Here is a 13790-nt window from a genome sequence, read left to right as displayed (position 1 = left end):
CAGGCTGGCATATAGATGAGAAGTTTTTTTTCTAAACACAGGAGGGGTTAAGCATGAAGAAGAATAACGTGAAGAAAACGGTGGCGTCGGCATCGCTCGCGGCATTCCTGCTCGTGACGGCGTGCTCGGGCAACAACTCGAACAATTCGGAAGGGAATGCCGGGGGCGGCGCGTCCGAAGGCGCGAAGCCGACGCTGGAGTTCATGACGCAGAGCTCGCCGCTCGCGCCTGCCGATCCGAACGAGAAGCTTATTTTCAAGCGGATGGAGGAGACGACGGGCATTCACATCGAGTGGAAAAATTATACGAGCGACATCTTCGCGGAGAAAAGAAACCTGGCGCTCGCGACGGGCGACCTGCCGGACGCGATCTTCGACGCGGGACTCGGAGATTACGACCTTCTGAAGCTCGCGAACGACGGCACGATCATCGCGCTGGACGACCTGATCGAAAATAACATGCCGAATTTCAAAAAGGTGCTGGAGCAGGCGCCGCAATACAAGGGAATGATCACTGCGCCGGACGGCCATATCTACTCGCTGCCATGGATCGAGGAGCTGGGCGCGGGCAAGGAAAGCATCCATTCCGTCAACAACATGCCGTGGATCAACGTGGAATGGCTGAAGAAGCTGGGTCTCGACATGCCGAAGACGACGGAAGAGCTGAAGCAAGTGCTCATCGCCTTCAAGACGCAGGACCCGAACGGCAACGGCCAAGCCGACGAAATTCCAATGTCCTTCATTAACTCCAACGGCGGCGGCGAGGACGTCGGCTTCCTGTTCGGCTCCTTCGGCGAAGGCATGAACTGGGACATGACGCTCGTGAGCGACGACGGCAAGGTTTCCTTCGCGGCGAACAACGACGGCTTCAAGGAAAGCGTGAAGTATTTGCACGAATTGTATCAAGAGGGCCTCATCGATATCGAATATTTGACGCAGGACTGGAATACCTATGTCGCCAAAGGCAAAGAGAACGTCTACGGCTTGTATTTCACTTGGGATAAAGCGAACATCACGGGCATGAACGAGATGTACGAGCCGATGCCGGCACTCGCCGGTCCTGACGGCACCAAAAACGTGACAAGGACAAACGGCATGGGCTTCGACCGCGGCCGCATGGTCGTGACCAAGGACAACGACAACCTGGAAGCGACGGCGAAATGGATGGACCAGCTGTACGAGCCGCTTCAATCCGTCCAGAACAACTGGGGGACGTACGGCGACGACACGCAGCAAAATATTTTCGAGCTCGACGAAGCCGCGCAAATGCTGAAGCATCTGCCGCTTGAAGGCACGGCCCCCGCGGAGCTGCGGGGCAAAACAAGCGTAGGCGGTCCGCTGGCGATTCTCGACACGTATTACGGAACGGTCACGACGAAGCCGGATGACGCGGCATGGCGCTTGGATATTTTGAAAAACGTCTACGTGCCGGATATGAAAGCCGAGAACATCTACCCAAGGGTCTTCTTCTCGCTGGAGCATCTGGATCGCCTAACGGCGATCGAAACGGATCTGTTCGCATACGTGCTGCAGAAACGGACGGAGTGGACGGAGAACGGGAAGATCGACGCGGAATGGGCGGACTATTTGGCGGAATTAGATCGTCTGGGCCTTCAAGAATGGCTGCAAATCAAGCAAGCCGGTTACGACAGAAGCGCGGGTTAATTAAGCATGAGGGAAGTGGGAGAAACCATGGTGAACCATAGAGAAGAGAGATACCGTCCGCAGTTCCATTTCACGCCATCGGAGAAGTGGATGAACGACCCGAACGGCATGGTGTATTACGAGGGGGAATACCACTTGTTCTACCAGCATCATCCGGACGGCACGACCTGGGGGACGATGCACTGGGGGCATGCAATCAGCAAGGATTTGGTCAACTGGGAACACCAGCCGATCGCGCTTGCGCCTGATGAGTACGGAACGATTTTCTCCGGCAGCGCTGTCGTGGATTGGAACGATACGTCGGGATTTTTCGGCGGCGAGCCCGGCTTGGTCGCGATCTTCACGCATGCGGATCACGATTATGACGTCAATCGGCCAAGGCAGCGCCAAAGCCTGGCGTACAGCTCCGACAAGGGAAGAACATGGACGAAATACGAAGGAAACCCGGTGCTGGCGAGCGAGACGGTCATCGATTTCCGCGATCCGAAGGTTTTCTGGCATGAGCCGAGCGGCAGGTGGGTCATGATCTTGGCGGCGGGCGACCGCGTTCAGATGTATACGTCGCCGGATCTGAAGGCTTGGCGTTTCGCCAGCGAATTCGGCGCAGGGGACGGCTCGCATGACGGCGTATGGGAGTGCCCGGATTTGATCGAGCTGCCGGTAGAAGGCAGGAAGGGCGAGCGCAAGTGGGTAATGATCGTCAGCATTGGCGACAATCACGCTTGTCCGGAAGGCTCGAGGGCGCAATATTTCGTCGGGGAGTTCGACGGCGAGACGTTCAGGAACGATAACGCGCCGGAAACGGTGCTGTGGCTGGATCATGGCCGGGATAATTACGCCGGCGTGACGTGGTCGGATGCCGAGGGCTCGGGGCAAGGCCGGTTATTCATCGGGTGGATGAGCAACTGGAAGTACGCCAACCTGACTCCGACCGCCAGCTGGAGAGGCGCGATGACGCTGCCGAGAGAGCTTTTCTTGAAGCGTGGAGGAGAGGGCGTACGGCTCAACCAGCGTCCGGTTGGCCGCTTGCGAGAGCTTCGGGGGGAGTCGCTCGAATGGCCGGAGCTCGAGCTCGTTCCCGGCCGGAACGTGCTGGATGGCATTCATGGCGACACGTACGAGATCGAGTGCGAGCTGGAGCTCGGCGAAGCGGCCGAGGTCGGGTTCAAGCTCAGGGTTTCCGATGAAGAGGAAACCATCGTCGGTTATGACGCGGAGGCGCGACTATTATTCATCGATCGCACGAAATCGGGCGAAGCCGCGTTCCATGAAGCCTTCGCTTGCAGACATGGCGTTCCGCTTCTGCCGGAGAACGGACGAATCAAGCTTCACTTATTCGTCGATCGTTCGTCCGTGGAAGTGTTCGCGAATGACGGCTCGGCCGTCCTTACGGATCAGATCTTCCCGGACCCGAGGAGCACGGGCATAGCTCTGTACGCGCTGGGCGGAAGCGCGAAGTCGAAATCCCTTTCCCTGCATGTCTTGAATTCGATGTATTCGGCTGTTACTGTATAATTGCGAGTTCAAAAAGTTCGGTTTTCAGCACAATAGCAGATGCTTCCGATGATGCGTTTTTTCAAAACGCTGCAGAAGATTGAATGAAGCTAGGAAATGAGGAGCGGTCCACGTTTTCGGAGAAAACGACCTCGTAAGCATCCGCTTAGTGAAGGCTACGTGAGCACCTGCAATGTTTCCGGAGGAAACATACTTCGTAAGCATACGCTTGTTCCGGCTGAATTCAATATTCGATGTCGAATCTGCCTCCTGGTATACCTCGTGATCAAAAGCGGACTTTTTGAACAACCTCTATAAGGAAAATGGCAGAAGAATGCGAGGGTAAAGAGGATGAAACGATACGGAGCAATTGAAGGCGGGGGCACGAAATTTATTTGCGGCATCGGCACGGAGGAAGGCACCATCCTCGAATCGATTTCCATTCCAACGACTACGCCGGAAGAGACGCTTGGCGAGGCGATGGCTTATTTCGCCGGCAAGGGAATCGAAGCGATCGGCATCGGAACGTTCGGTCCCATCGACGTGAATCCCGCCAGCGAGACATACGGCTCGGTGACGAAGACGCCGAAGCCCCATTGGAGCGGCTATGATCTTATTGGTTATGTGAAGGGGCATCTCGACTTGCCGATCGGCTTCGATACGGACGTGAATGCCGCGGCGCTGGGCGAGACGGTGTGGGGCGCCGCCAAAGGCTTGTCCAGCTGCTTGTACCTGACGATCGGCACGGGTATCGGCGGAGGAGCGGTCGTAGAGGGCAAGCTGGTCCACGGCCTGACGCATCCGGAGATGGGGCATATCGCGGTCCGACGTCATCCAGAGGATGATTTTGCGGGGGCCTGCCCGTTCCACTCGGATTGCCTGGAGGGGCTGGCGGCAGGACCCGCGGTGGAGAAACGCTGGGGCAAGAAGGCTTACGAGCTGGATGCCGGACATGACGCGTGGCGCTTCCAGAGCTACTATGTGGCGCAAGCTCTTGCGAACTACATTCTCATCCTCTCGCCGGAGAAGATCATTCTCGGCGGGGGCGTCATGAACCAGGCGCATTTGTTCCCGCTCATTCGCGCGGAGGTGCAGCGTCTGTTGAACGGCTACGTCTACCATTCCGCTCTGCTGGAGAAAATCGACGATTACATCGTGAGTCCAGGCCTCGGCGACAAAGCCGGCTTAAGCGGCGCGCTTGCGCTTGCGATCAGGGCCGCGGCAGGGTAGGGCTGAGACCAACGGCCATTGTGGTGGCTGAGGCCGATTCATTTTGCAGGCAGTTTGAACAAAGGCATCTGCTCCTTTATGGAGCGGATGTCTTATTTTGTAGGCAGGCATTGAGGGAGGGCGCGCGATTCAGGGTGTGTTCGTTTTGAATAGGGGTATACGTATCCGGCATCGGGAGGGCAGCGCAGACGCTAACGGAACGGAGAGACGTTATTCGCCGAAAAATGGGCCCTGTGAGGATCTAGCGGAACGGAGCGCCCTTATTCCCTTCATTTTGAGTGAAATCAACAGGGAAACGGGCAAATAACGGCGCTCCGTTCCGTTAGCATTGAAAAAAGGGCTGATTTATCCGAAATAGAGTCTCTCCGTTCCGTTCGGCCTGCCTGCTATTCGGCGAGAGGAGGCTGGACATGCCACTTGGAGGTTTGCTGTGGACTCTCTCGTTTTTTGAAAGCGATTTAAATAATAGGCTAGAGCTGCAAGGTGACTCATGCTATAGTAACTCTTATCTGGCCATAGGCGGATGAATCGATTGACGCAAGGAGGGGGAAGGTCGTGAAATTTTCGATTTGCATCGACGCTCTGTACAACGGCAAGCCTTCGGCGGAAGCCATCCGGGCTATCCATGAGGCGGGTGCCGAAGCCTTCGAGTTCTGGAATTGGACGAATAAGGACCTGGACGGCATCCGCAGGGCGAAGGAAGAGCTCGGCATGACGCTGACGACGCTGGTGACGAAATTCAACAACCTGGTCGATCCGGCTTGCCGGAACGAGTATTTGGAGGGGATACAGGAGACGATCGAGGTTGCGAAGCAGCTTGGCTGCAGCCGCATATTGACGACGACCGGCAACGAGCTGGACGCCCCGAGAGAGGAGCAATATCGTTCGGTCGTAGACGGATTGAAGGCGGCCGCGCCGCTGGCAGAGGAAGCCGGCATGACGCTGCTGCTCGAGCCGCTCAACATTAAGGTCGACCATGCCGGTTATTTCTTGTCGCGCACGGACGAGGCCTTCTCGGTTATCCGGGATGTCGGCCATCCATCCGTGAAGCTTCTGTTCGACATCTACCATCAGTACATTACCGAAGGCGAAGTCATCGAGGCGATCCGCGAGCATATCGGCAGTATCGGCCACTTCCATGCGGCGGGACATCCCGGCCGGCACGAGCTGCATATCGGGGAGATCGATTACGCCCGCATATTCGACGTTATCGAGGAGACGGGCTACGAAGGGTATGTGGGACTGGAATATTTCCCGGCGGAGGATCCGGCGGCGGGTATTCGCAGCGTGCTTGGAACGGCGTAATTCTACTCTATGAAAATAAAGAAGCGCGAACTAAAATGAAATCATCTTATCTAATCCTATATCGATTCCGAAGGAGAGTTGTTCATGCCGTTAGTTGATATGCCGCTTGATAAGCTGAAAGAATACCAGGGCCGCAATCCGCGTCCCGCGGATTTCGATGCCTACTGGGACCGCGCGCTGGCCGAGCTGCGCGCCGTGGACGCGCAAGTGGAGCTGGTGCCAAGCGCGTTCCAGACGCCTCAGGCAGAATGCTTCGACCTCTATTTCACAGGCGTTCGAGGCGCCCGTATCCACGCGAAATACGCTCGGCCGCGGAACGCGCAAGGACCGCATCCGGCGGTCGTGCAATTCCACGGCTATACGGGGAACGCTGGCGACTGGCATGACAAGCTGATCTATACATCGCTCGGCTATTCCATCCTGGCGATGGATTGCCGCGGGCAAGGCGGAAGCTCCGAGGACGTCGGCGGCGTCAAAGGAACGACGCATAACGGCCACATTATCCGCGGTCTGAACGACCATCCGGACAACCTGTTATTCCGGCATATTTTTCTCGACACGGCGCAGCTTGCGGGCATCGCCATGACGCTGCCGGAGGTCGACCCGGAGCGCGTCTACGCGGCGGGAGGCTCGCAGGGCGGGGCGCTGACGATCGCCTGCGCGGCGCTCGAGCCCCGCGTGAAGAAGCTGGCACCGGTCTTCCCGTTCCTGTGCGATTACAAGCGGACGTGGGAGATGGATTTGGCGAAGGACGCTTATCAGGAGCTTCGCACGTTCTTCCGTCATTTCGATCCGCTGCATGAGCGCGAAGACGAAATTTTCGAGAAGCTGGGCTACATCGATCTTCAATATTTGGCGGACCGGATTCGGGGCAAGGTGCTGATGTTCGTCGGGCTGATGGATACGGTATGCCCGCCGTCGACGCAGTTCGCGGCTTACAACAAGATGACGGCGCCGAAGGAGCTGGTCATCTATCCGGACTTCGGGCACGAGCATCTGCCGGGCTCCTCGGACAAGACGATCCAGTTCTTCCTGAACGACTAGGAGCGGGATGCTCAAGCGAATATTGTCCTCTCTTGCGGTTGCAGCCGTAACGCCGGCCATCCTGATGCGGCTGATCAACCATGCGCCCGCCTCATCGGAACAGACCGTTCATGCTGACGGATCGGTCACGGGTGTGGTTACGGCGTCATGGGGCAGCTGGAGCCTCGGCTCCTATGCGTTTGCTTCCGCGATCGTATTTGCTGTATGTATGGCGATTGCATGGCTTTGGTCACAAAGAAGAGGATCCTAGAAATAACGGAAGAGCTGCTAACCAAGCAGCTCTTCCGTTATTTTGTCGGCGGCCGCGGCGGTCGACAGGCCAATCGAGTCTGCTTCGGCGAAGACGCGCTCCAGGCTGCCGTAGATACGCTCCGTGTCGCGCTTCGCCTTAGCGGCGTCGGCGCCTTCGAGCTCGGCAGCCGTTACGATGATGCCTCCGGCGTTGATGGCATAGTCCGGCGCGAAGAGGATGCCCCGGCGGTGAAGCCGTTCGCCATCCTCGGGCGACGCCAGCTGGTTGTTGGCCGCTCCCGCCACGATGGCGCAATCGAGCATCGGGATCGAATGCTCGTTCAGAATGCCTCCCAGCGCGCACGGCGCGAAGACGTCGCAAGGAGCAGAGTGGATCGCGTCCGGCGCGCACGGAACGGCCGCAAACTCCGCGGCGGCTCGGCGTACGCGGTCCGCGTCGATGTCGGACACAATTAGCTTGGCGCCCGCCTCGTTCAAGTAGCGGCATAGCTTATAGCCGACCTTTCCCAGTCCTTGCACGGCAACAACCCGATTCTTCGGCGACTCCGAACCATATGCTCGTTTCAGCGAGGCCTGAATGCCGAGGAATACGCCGTATGCCGTCATCGTCGCCGTCAGCTCGCCCTCCGCTCCGAGCGAGCCTGTCGTATCCGTCACGTAAGTGGTCTCATGGCGCACGAAATCCATATCCTGAACCGTGGAGCCTAGATCAAGCCCCGTAATATATAACCCGTTCAGCTTCTGAAGCTGCCTCCCGAGCGTGCGGAACAGTACCTCCCGATGGACCGCCGCTCCAGGCTGCTCCAGCATGACGGCTTTGCCTCCCCCGTACGGAATGCCGGCGAGCGCCGACTTGTACGTCATGCCGCGGGCAAGCCGAAGCGCGTCCTGGACGGCTTCCTCTTCGCTTGCGTAATGCATCATCCGGCAGCCGCCGAGCGCGGGGCCGAGCTTCGTGTGATGAACCGCGATGACGGCCTTGAACCCGATGGCGCGGTCCTGCAGGAAGATAAGTTGTTCATAATGCTCCTTCCAAATGTCCATGCCGGGGCCCCCTTGAAGCCGATATGCGAATCTAATTCAGCATATTCATGAAAGCGAGACTTGGCTTAGACGGAGATGGCAACTCTAATTTACTTGGTTGACAATGTAAATGAGAATTGTTATCATTGAGTGGCTCGGACAAAGCGAACCACGCCTATCGAGACACGCAAACTAAGGGGAGTTCACATTGAACGCGAAACGCAACAAAATCAGAATGTCCGGATTAATCAGCATGATGCTTCTGGCCATGCTTCTAGCCGCTTGCGGCGCAAATAACAACGGCAATCAATCGGAGAATCAAGGCGCGGCATCGGAGTCGCCTGCAACAGAGAGCGCCACTCCGGCACCGTCCGAAGAGCCGACGGAACGGAAGCTCACGGATGGCCTGGGACACGAAGTGACGATTCCGGCCGAGCCGAAACGCATCATCGCTTCCTATCTGGAAGATTACCTGGTGGCGCTGGACGTTATCCCGGCTGCGCAATGGTCGGTTACGAACGGCACGCAGGCTTATTTGCAGGACAAGCTGGGCGACACGCCAACGATCGCTTACGATCTTCCATACGAAGCGGTGCTTAGCTTCGGACCGGATCTTCTTATTATCGGCAGTGCCAGCTCGGTTGAAGGCGACAAATACAATCAATATTCGCAAATCGCGCCGACATTCGTGCTTGGCGACGAAGTGAACAACGATTGGCGCAAAGCTCTTCTGAAAATCGGCGAAGTGCTGGGTAAAACCGAGCAGGCGCAGGGCATTTTGGACGACTACGAGACCAAAGCGGCCGAAGCGAAGACAACGCTGCAAAGTAAAGTAAACGGAGAATCCGCGGCCGCGATCTGGCTCGTTGGAGGTTCGTTCTTCATCGTCAGCGATTCGGTATCGAGCGGCGCGGTCTTGTACAGGGATCTTGGTTTGGCCGTTCCCGAAACTGTGAAGAAAATCTCGGCGGCTTCCGAGGCGAACTGGAACGCGATTTCGCTTGAGGAACTTGCTCAGCTGGACGCCGACCATATTTTCTTGATCAACAGCGATGTAGATGCTGGATCCGAAGCGCTTAAAGATCCGGTATGGGGAAGCATTCCAGCCGTGAAGAACGGTCAAGTCTATGAGTTCGGCCGGGAAAAAAGCTGGCTGTACACCGGTCCAATTGCAAACTCCCAGATGATCGACGACGTGCTGGCAAGCATCGTGAAGTAAATCGAATAAACAATTGGAAGCGGCGGCCGCATCCCGATCGAATTCGGGAGGGCCGCCGTTTTTTCATATGGTGGAAGTGCAGTTCCGGAGGAAATAGAGGTGCGAGAGGCGTTTAAATGTGTGGGAGGTGCGGTTTCGGAGGAAATAGAGGTGCGAGAGGTGCTTAAATGTGTGGGAGGCGCGGCTTTGGAGGCGATAGAGGTTCGAGAAAGGACAATCGCTGAAGCTTTGCCCTTGCACGCTTCCTTGCGATGCCCCCGAGGAAATATGGTACGATAGCTGCAAAGGGAAGGAGCGGATGGGGAACCATGAGCGCGTCGATTCTCATCGTGGAAGACGAAGAAAAAATCGCAAGATTGCTGGAAATCGAGCTGGAATGCGAGGGCTATCGGGTCGGGAAAGCGGGCAACGGCGTCGAGGCGCTCGAGAAGTTCCGCGCGGGCGATTGGCATTTGGTGCTGCTGGACGTCATGCTGCCGGGGATGAGCGGCTTCGAGCTGCTACGGCGCATACGACAATCCGACGCGGATACGCCCGTGATTCTGTTGACCGCCAAAGGCTCCGTAGAAGACAAGGTGGCGGGCCTCGATCAAGGAGCGAACGACTATATCACGAAGCCGTTCCAGATTGAAGAGCTGCTGGCTCGGATCCGCGCGGCGCTTCGTCTGCGTCCGGCGGGAGGAACGGCGGAGGCCTCGGCGGAGAAGGAGGCCTGGCTTACGGCGGCCGATTTGAAGCTGAACGAAAGCACGCGGGAGGTATCCCGCTCAGGCGCTTCGATCGAGCTGACGCCTAGGGAGTTCGATCTGCTCGTTTATTTGCTTCGCAACAAGCGTCAAGTGCTGAACCGCGATCAGATTTTGCAGGCGGTGTGGGGGTATGACTATTACGGGGACACGAACGTCGTCGATGTCTATATCCGGTACGTCCGCAAAAAGGTGGATCACGGCTTCGGGCAAGAGCTGATCCATACGGTGCGCGGAGTCGGCTACGTGCTGAAGGATAACGCATGAAGCTGAAGCTAAAGCTGGCGAGCAAAATCCATTTTTATTCATCCGTCTTATTTGCGCTGCTGCTGATCCTTATGAATTTATCGATCTACGGTTTGTTCAGCCGGATGTCGGTGAACAGCCAGCTGGAGCAGACGGAGGCCCAAGCGGTCCAGGTCGCCGAACGGATCCGGCAGTCCGCCGGTGCTATTCCGGCAGCCGATTTGCTGCGAGCTTACGTTCCGCTGGACGGAATGGCTCGCATCGTAGGCAAGGTGGAGGAAGAAAGCCCGGCAAGCGGGGAGAGCATAGCCGCGGTCACTTCATCGTCGGAGCAGGAGCTGAGCCGAAGCGCTGCCGAGTTCTCCTCAGACGCGGCCATTAAACGTCTGCGCATCGAAGGCCGAAGCTACGCGCATGCCTCCGTGCCGATTATTTGGCCGGACGGGGCGGTCGTTAACGTACAGCTGACGGAAAGCCTGGAGCCGACGCTCAGCCAGCTCTCCGTGCTCCGCCTTGTGCTGATCCTGGTTACGATCATCGCGCTTGTGCCCGTTGTCATCTCCAGCAGGGTGCTGGCAAAGCTTATCATGCATCCCATCACGGCGATGACCGACACGATGAGCGAAATTCGGCGAAGCGGCCGGTTCCGGAAGCTCGAGCAAGAGGGACGGTCGAAGGATGAGCTGTTCGAGATGGGGGAGACGTTCAACGAAATGATCGAGCTTCTGGAGCGGAATTTCGAGAAGCAGAAACGATTCGTGTCCGACGCGTCGCATGAGCTGAAGACGCCGCTTACCGTTATCGAGAGCTACGCAAAGCTCATCATGAGGCGGGGCAACGAAAAACCCGAGCTGATCGGCGAGTCGGTGCAGGCGATATACTCCGAGGCGGTCCGTATGAAGGAGCTGACGGAGCAGCTGCTGCTGCTCGCCAAGCAGGAAGAGCAGTGGGACGCGGAATTGGAGGAAACCGATCTGTCCGTTATAGCCGAGGAGTCGGCCAAGGCAATTAGGAGAGCATATGGGCGTGAAGTGCAGGTTCACATTCCGCAAGAGCCTGTGATGGCGCTGACGGACGGTAATAAGCTGCGACAGGTATTGTTTATTTTTATGGACAATGCCAGAAAATACAGCGCTCAAGAGATAACGGTTGCGGTTTCGCGCCGCGGCGATGAATGCGTCATTACTACCCAGGATCGGGGGATCGGGATCCCGGCGGACGAGCTGCCGAAGGTATTCGACCGCTTCTACCGGGTCGATGAAGCAAGGGGTCGCAAAGCAGGCGGAGCGGGACTCGGGTTGTCTCTCGCGAAGGAAATCGCGGAGGCGATCGGCGCGAACATCTCGCTGGAAAGCGAGCCGGGAATCGGCACCAAGGCCATCATTCGGTTGCCCGCCGTCAAGGAGATGAAGTAAATGGCTCTCATCGTATTCTCATCTTCACCGGCTACACTGGAGGTATTGAGAAAGGAGGGACGCGGAGGTGGGCATTACCAAAAAAGCTGCCGTCTTCGTCGCCGTCATGACAGCCGGCGCGGTGGCCGCGGCGCTATGGACTTGGCAAGGACGTGATAACGGCACGGTCGTATCGAAGGAGGAAGCGATGCAGTCCGTGCTGGAGCACTATCCCGGCGAAATCACTTCCGCCATGCTGGATGGAGAGGCGTACCGAATCGAGCTGCGCACGGAGCAGGGGTTATACGCCCTGGCCGTTGATTCGGAGAGCGGTTCGATTGCATCGGTCGAACGACTGTCCGCCGTGGGGGATGTCCCGGAAACGCCGCAGCCTACTAGCGGGGAAGCTTCACCGGAGCCGTCCCTTACTCCATCCGCGACCCCGGTTCCATCGGCCGGCGGGGGCAGCGGCAATGAGGGAACCGCCAATCCTTCCAGTCCGGCGCCTTCGCCTGCCGCTACTCAGAAGCCGTCGCTTCTATCAGCGGAAGAGGCGGGAAAGCTGGCCTCTAGCCATGTGCAAGGCACCGTGGACAATGTCGAGCGCGGGGAGGGCGGCGATTATCTCGTGGAGATCGAAACCAATGACGGGCGGGAAGCGGTCGTGCAGGTGAACGCGATATCCGGTGCCGTCATGTCGGTGTCATGGGATGATGACGATGATGGGAATTCGTCCGAGGACGATTCGGATGACGACGACTAGGGATTGCGGCTGCCGAACAGAATTTTGCTGAGAAGGCTGCCCAAGTGCGAGCTTTTTCATTTTGCCGGTGGAGGATGGGGGCTTAAGGAACTGAGAGACTTTATTCAGTGAAAAATGTGGCTTTTTTGGAAATAGCGGAACTGAGCGCCCTTATTCCAATCAATTGGGTCAGAATGACCACTGAAACGGGCCAATAAAGGCGCCTAGTTCCGTTAGCGCTGAAAAAATGCTCATATAGCCGAAATAAGGTTTTACAGTTCCGTTTACCCTTCTCCGTTCCGTTTGCCATCCACCGTTCTCGCCTGCCACAGCCGAATCATTCGCCATCGCCATCTATATAAACGACACGGTACAGCTTCCTCATTGGAGAGCTGTGCCTTTTTCTTTTTTTCGGCGGCCTCTTTTTCTGAGAAGGCTCTTTTTCTTTTCTCATCGTTTTCTAATGCGGCTCTCCGTTTCCTCTCATGCAAGGGGGATATAGTGATAGCAGGCAAGGAAATAGAGGAGGGAAATGAAGATGATGATGAAAAGAATCGCATGGGTAGGCGGATTGTCCGTCGCGTTGCTGATCGGCGGGGTGATGGGTGCGAGCGCCGTCAAGCAGATCTCCGCCGCGAGCGGCACGAAGCAAGGAACGTTGATTGGCGCAGAGAAAGCGCGGGAAGCGGCGCTTAAGGTCGTATCCGGCCGCGTCGAGGGCGTCGAGCTGGAGAGGAACAGCCGAGGAGTTTACTACGAGGTAGAGATCGAGACGGCAGAGCGTGATGATTACGACGTGTACATCGATGCGTACAGCGGAGCGACGCTCTCCTCCCGCATCGACGATCGGGATGACCGGGATGACGATGGGCCAGGCGCTATCGCAAGTCCGTCGCCTGCCTCGAGCCCAGCGCCTAACGCTAGCGCGGCTCCCGGCAGCACGGCTCCAGCTGCAAGCGCCGCGCCGTCTCCTACAGCGAAGCCGAGCAGCGAACCCGGCAGCAAGACGTCCAGCGTGCCTGCGTCCAACCCGGCTAACGGCAAAACAATTACCGCCGAAGCGGCAGGAAAGCTGGCCGCGGAGCATGTGGGAGGCACCGTGGTCAAAGTGAAGAAAGACCGCGACGACGGGCGGCTGGTTTATGAGGTGAAGCTCAGGCTGGACGGAGGCAGAGCCGAAGTCGAGGTGGACGCGGTAACCGGCCAAATCGTAGAATCGGACACGGATTACGATGACGACGATGATGATTGGAATGATGATTGGTCGGATGATGATGACGATGACAACGATGATGACGACAAAGATGACGATAATGATGACGGTTATGATGATTAAGAAGAACTAAACAGCATAAATAGTTAAACAGGATAACGATCGGGCCCCGAATTCGGGAGGTCTGATCGTTTTTTTGTGCGCTTGGCAGCGTACCG

General features: G+C 57.3%; 12 protein-coding genes. 11 read left to right on the top strand and 1 reads right to left on the bottom strand.

Annotated elements, in window-relative coordinates; all coding sequences use genetic code 11:
* Nucleotides 1-53 precede the first annotated feature (53 nt).
* From NQZ67_RS22280 to NQZ67_RS22255, 6 genes are all read left to right on the top strand, one after another.
* Complete coding sequence (locus NQZ67_RS22280) at nt 54-1664, top strand: ABC transporter substrate-binding protein (RefSeq protein ID WP_257450237.1); 1611 nt, start codon at nt 54-56, stop codon at nt 1662-1664.
* A gap of 27 nt (nt 1665-1691) precedes the next feature.
* Complete coding sequence (locus NQZ67_RS22275) at nt 1692-3179, top strand: glycoside hydrolase family 32 protein (protein ID WP_257450235.1); 1488 nt, start codon at nt 1692-1694, stop codon at nt 3177-3179.
* A 330-nt stretch (nt 3180-3509) separates the two neighbouring features.
* Nucleotides 3510-4388 carry an ROK family protein gene (locus NQZ67_RS22270; protein WP_257450232.1) on the top strand — a complete coding sequence of 293 codons (879 nt, stop codon included), beginning with the start codon at nt 3510-3512 and terminating at the stop codon, nt 4386-4388.
* Between the two features lie 555 nt (nt 4389-4943).
* The gene (locus tag NQZ67_RS22265) at nt 4944-5693 is read left to right on the top strand and encodes a hydroxypyruvate isomerase family protein (protein WP_257450229.1); all 750 of its coding nucleotides are present in this window, start codon (nt 4944-4946) and stop codon (nt 5691-5693) included.
* Between the two features lie 84 nt (nt 5694-5777).
* On the top strand, nt 5778-6737 hold the full coding sequence (locus NQZ67_RS22260; protein WP_257450227.1) for an alpha/beta fold hydrolase: 960 nt from the start codon (nt 5778-5780) through the stop codon (nt 6735-6737).
* Between the two features lie 7 nt (nt 6738-6744).
* A complete protein-coding gene (locus NQZ67_RS22255) occupies nt 6745-6987 on the top strand; it encodes a hypothetical protein (RefSeq protein ID WP_257450225.1) in 243 nt (80 codons plus the stop codon).
* Nucleotides 6988-7004: 17 nt separating this feature from the next.
* Here NQZ67_RS22255 and NQZ67_RS22250 read toward each other — a convergent pair whose 3' ends face one another.
* Nucleotides 7005-8033: a Leu/Phe/Val dehydrogenase gene (locus tag NQZ67_RS22250; RefSeq protein ID WP_257450223.1), complete on the bottom strand. Its 1029-nt coding sequence runs from the start codon at nt 8031-8033 to the stop codon at nt 7005-7007.
* A 214-nt stretch (nt 8034-8247) separates the two neighbouring features.
* Here NQZ67_RS22250 and NQZ67_RS22245 point away from each other — a divergent pair, with 214 nt between their 5' ends.
* From NQZ67_RS22245 to NQZ67_RS22225, 5 genes are all read left to right on the top strand, one after another.
* A complete protein-coding gene (locus NQZ67_RS22245) occupies nt 8248-9231 on the top strand; it encodes an ABC transporter substrate-binding protein (protein WP_257450362.1) in 984 nt (327 codons plus the stop codon).
* A gap of 308 nt (nt 9232-9539) precedes the next feature.
* Nucleotides 9540-10244, top strand: coding sequence for a response regulator transcription factor (locus NQZ67_RS22240; RefSeq protein ID WP_257450221.1), 705 nt, complete (start codon nt 9540-9542; stop codon nt 10242-10244).
* Nucleotides 10241-11638: a sensor histidine kinase gene (locus NQZ67_RS22235; protein WP_257450219.1), complete on the top strand. Its 1398-nt coding sequence runs from the start codon at nt 10241-10243 to the stop codon at nt 11636-11638. The genes NQZ67_RS22240 and NQZ67_RS22235 overlap by 4 nt, the downstream gene beginning before the upstream one ends.
* A 67-nt stretch (nt 11639-11705) precedes the next feature.
* Complete coding sequence (locus NQZ67_RS22230; protein WP_257450217.1) at nt 11706-12380, top strand: PepSY domain-containing protein; 675 nt, start codon at nt 11706-11708, stop codon at nt 12378-12380.
* A 517-nt stretch (nt 12381-12897) separates the two neighbouring features.
* Nucleotides 12898-13695, top strand: coding sequence for a PepSY domain-containing protein (locus NQZ67_RS22225; protein ID WP_257450216.1), 798 nt, complete (start codon nt 12898-12900; stop codon nt 13693-13695).
* Nucleotides 13696-13790: the final 95 nt, after the last annotated feature.

This window comes from Paenibacillus soyae (assembly GCF_024623455.1).
GTDB classification, from domain to species: domain Bacteria; phylum Bacillota; class Bacilli; order Paenibacillales; family Paenibacillaceae; genus Pristimantibacillus; species Pristimantibacillus soyae.
The sequence above is the reverse complement of the archived record's forward strand: the minus strand, read 5'-3'. Positions and strand labels throughout refer to the sequence as shown.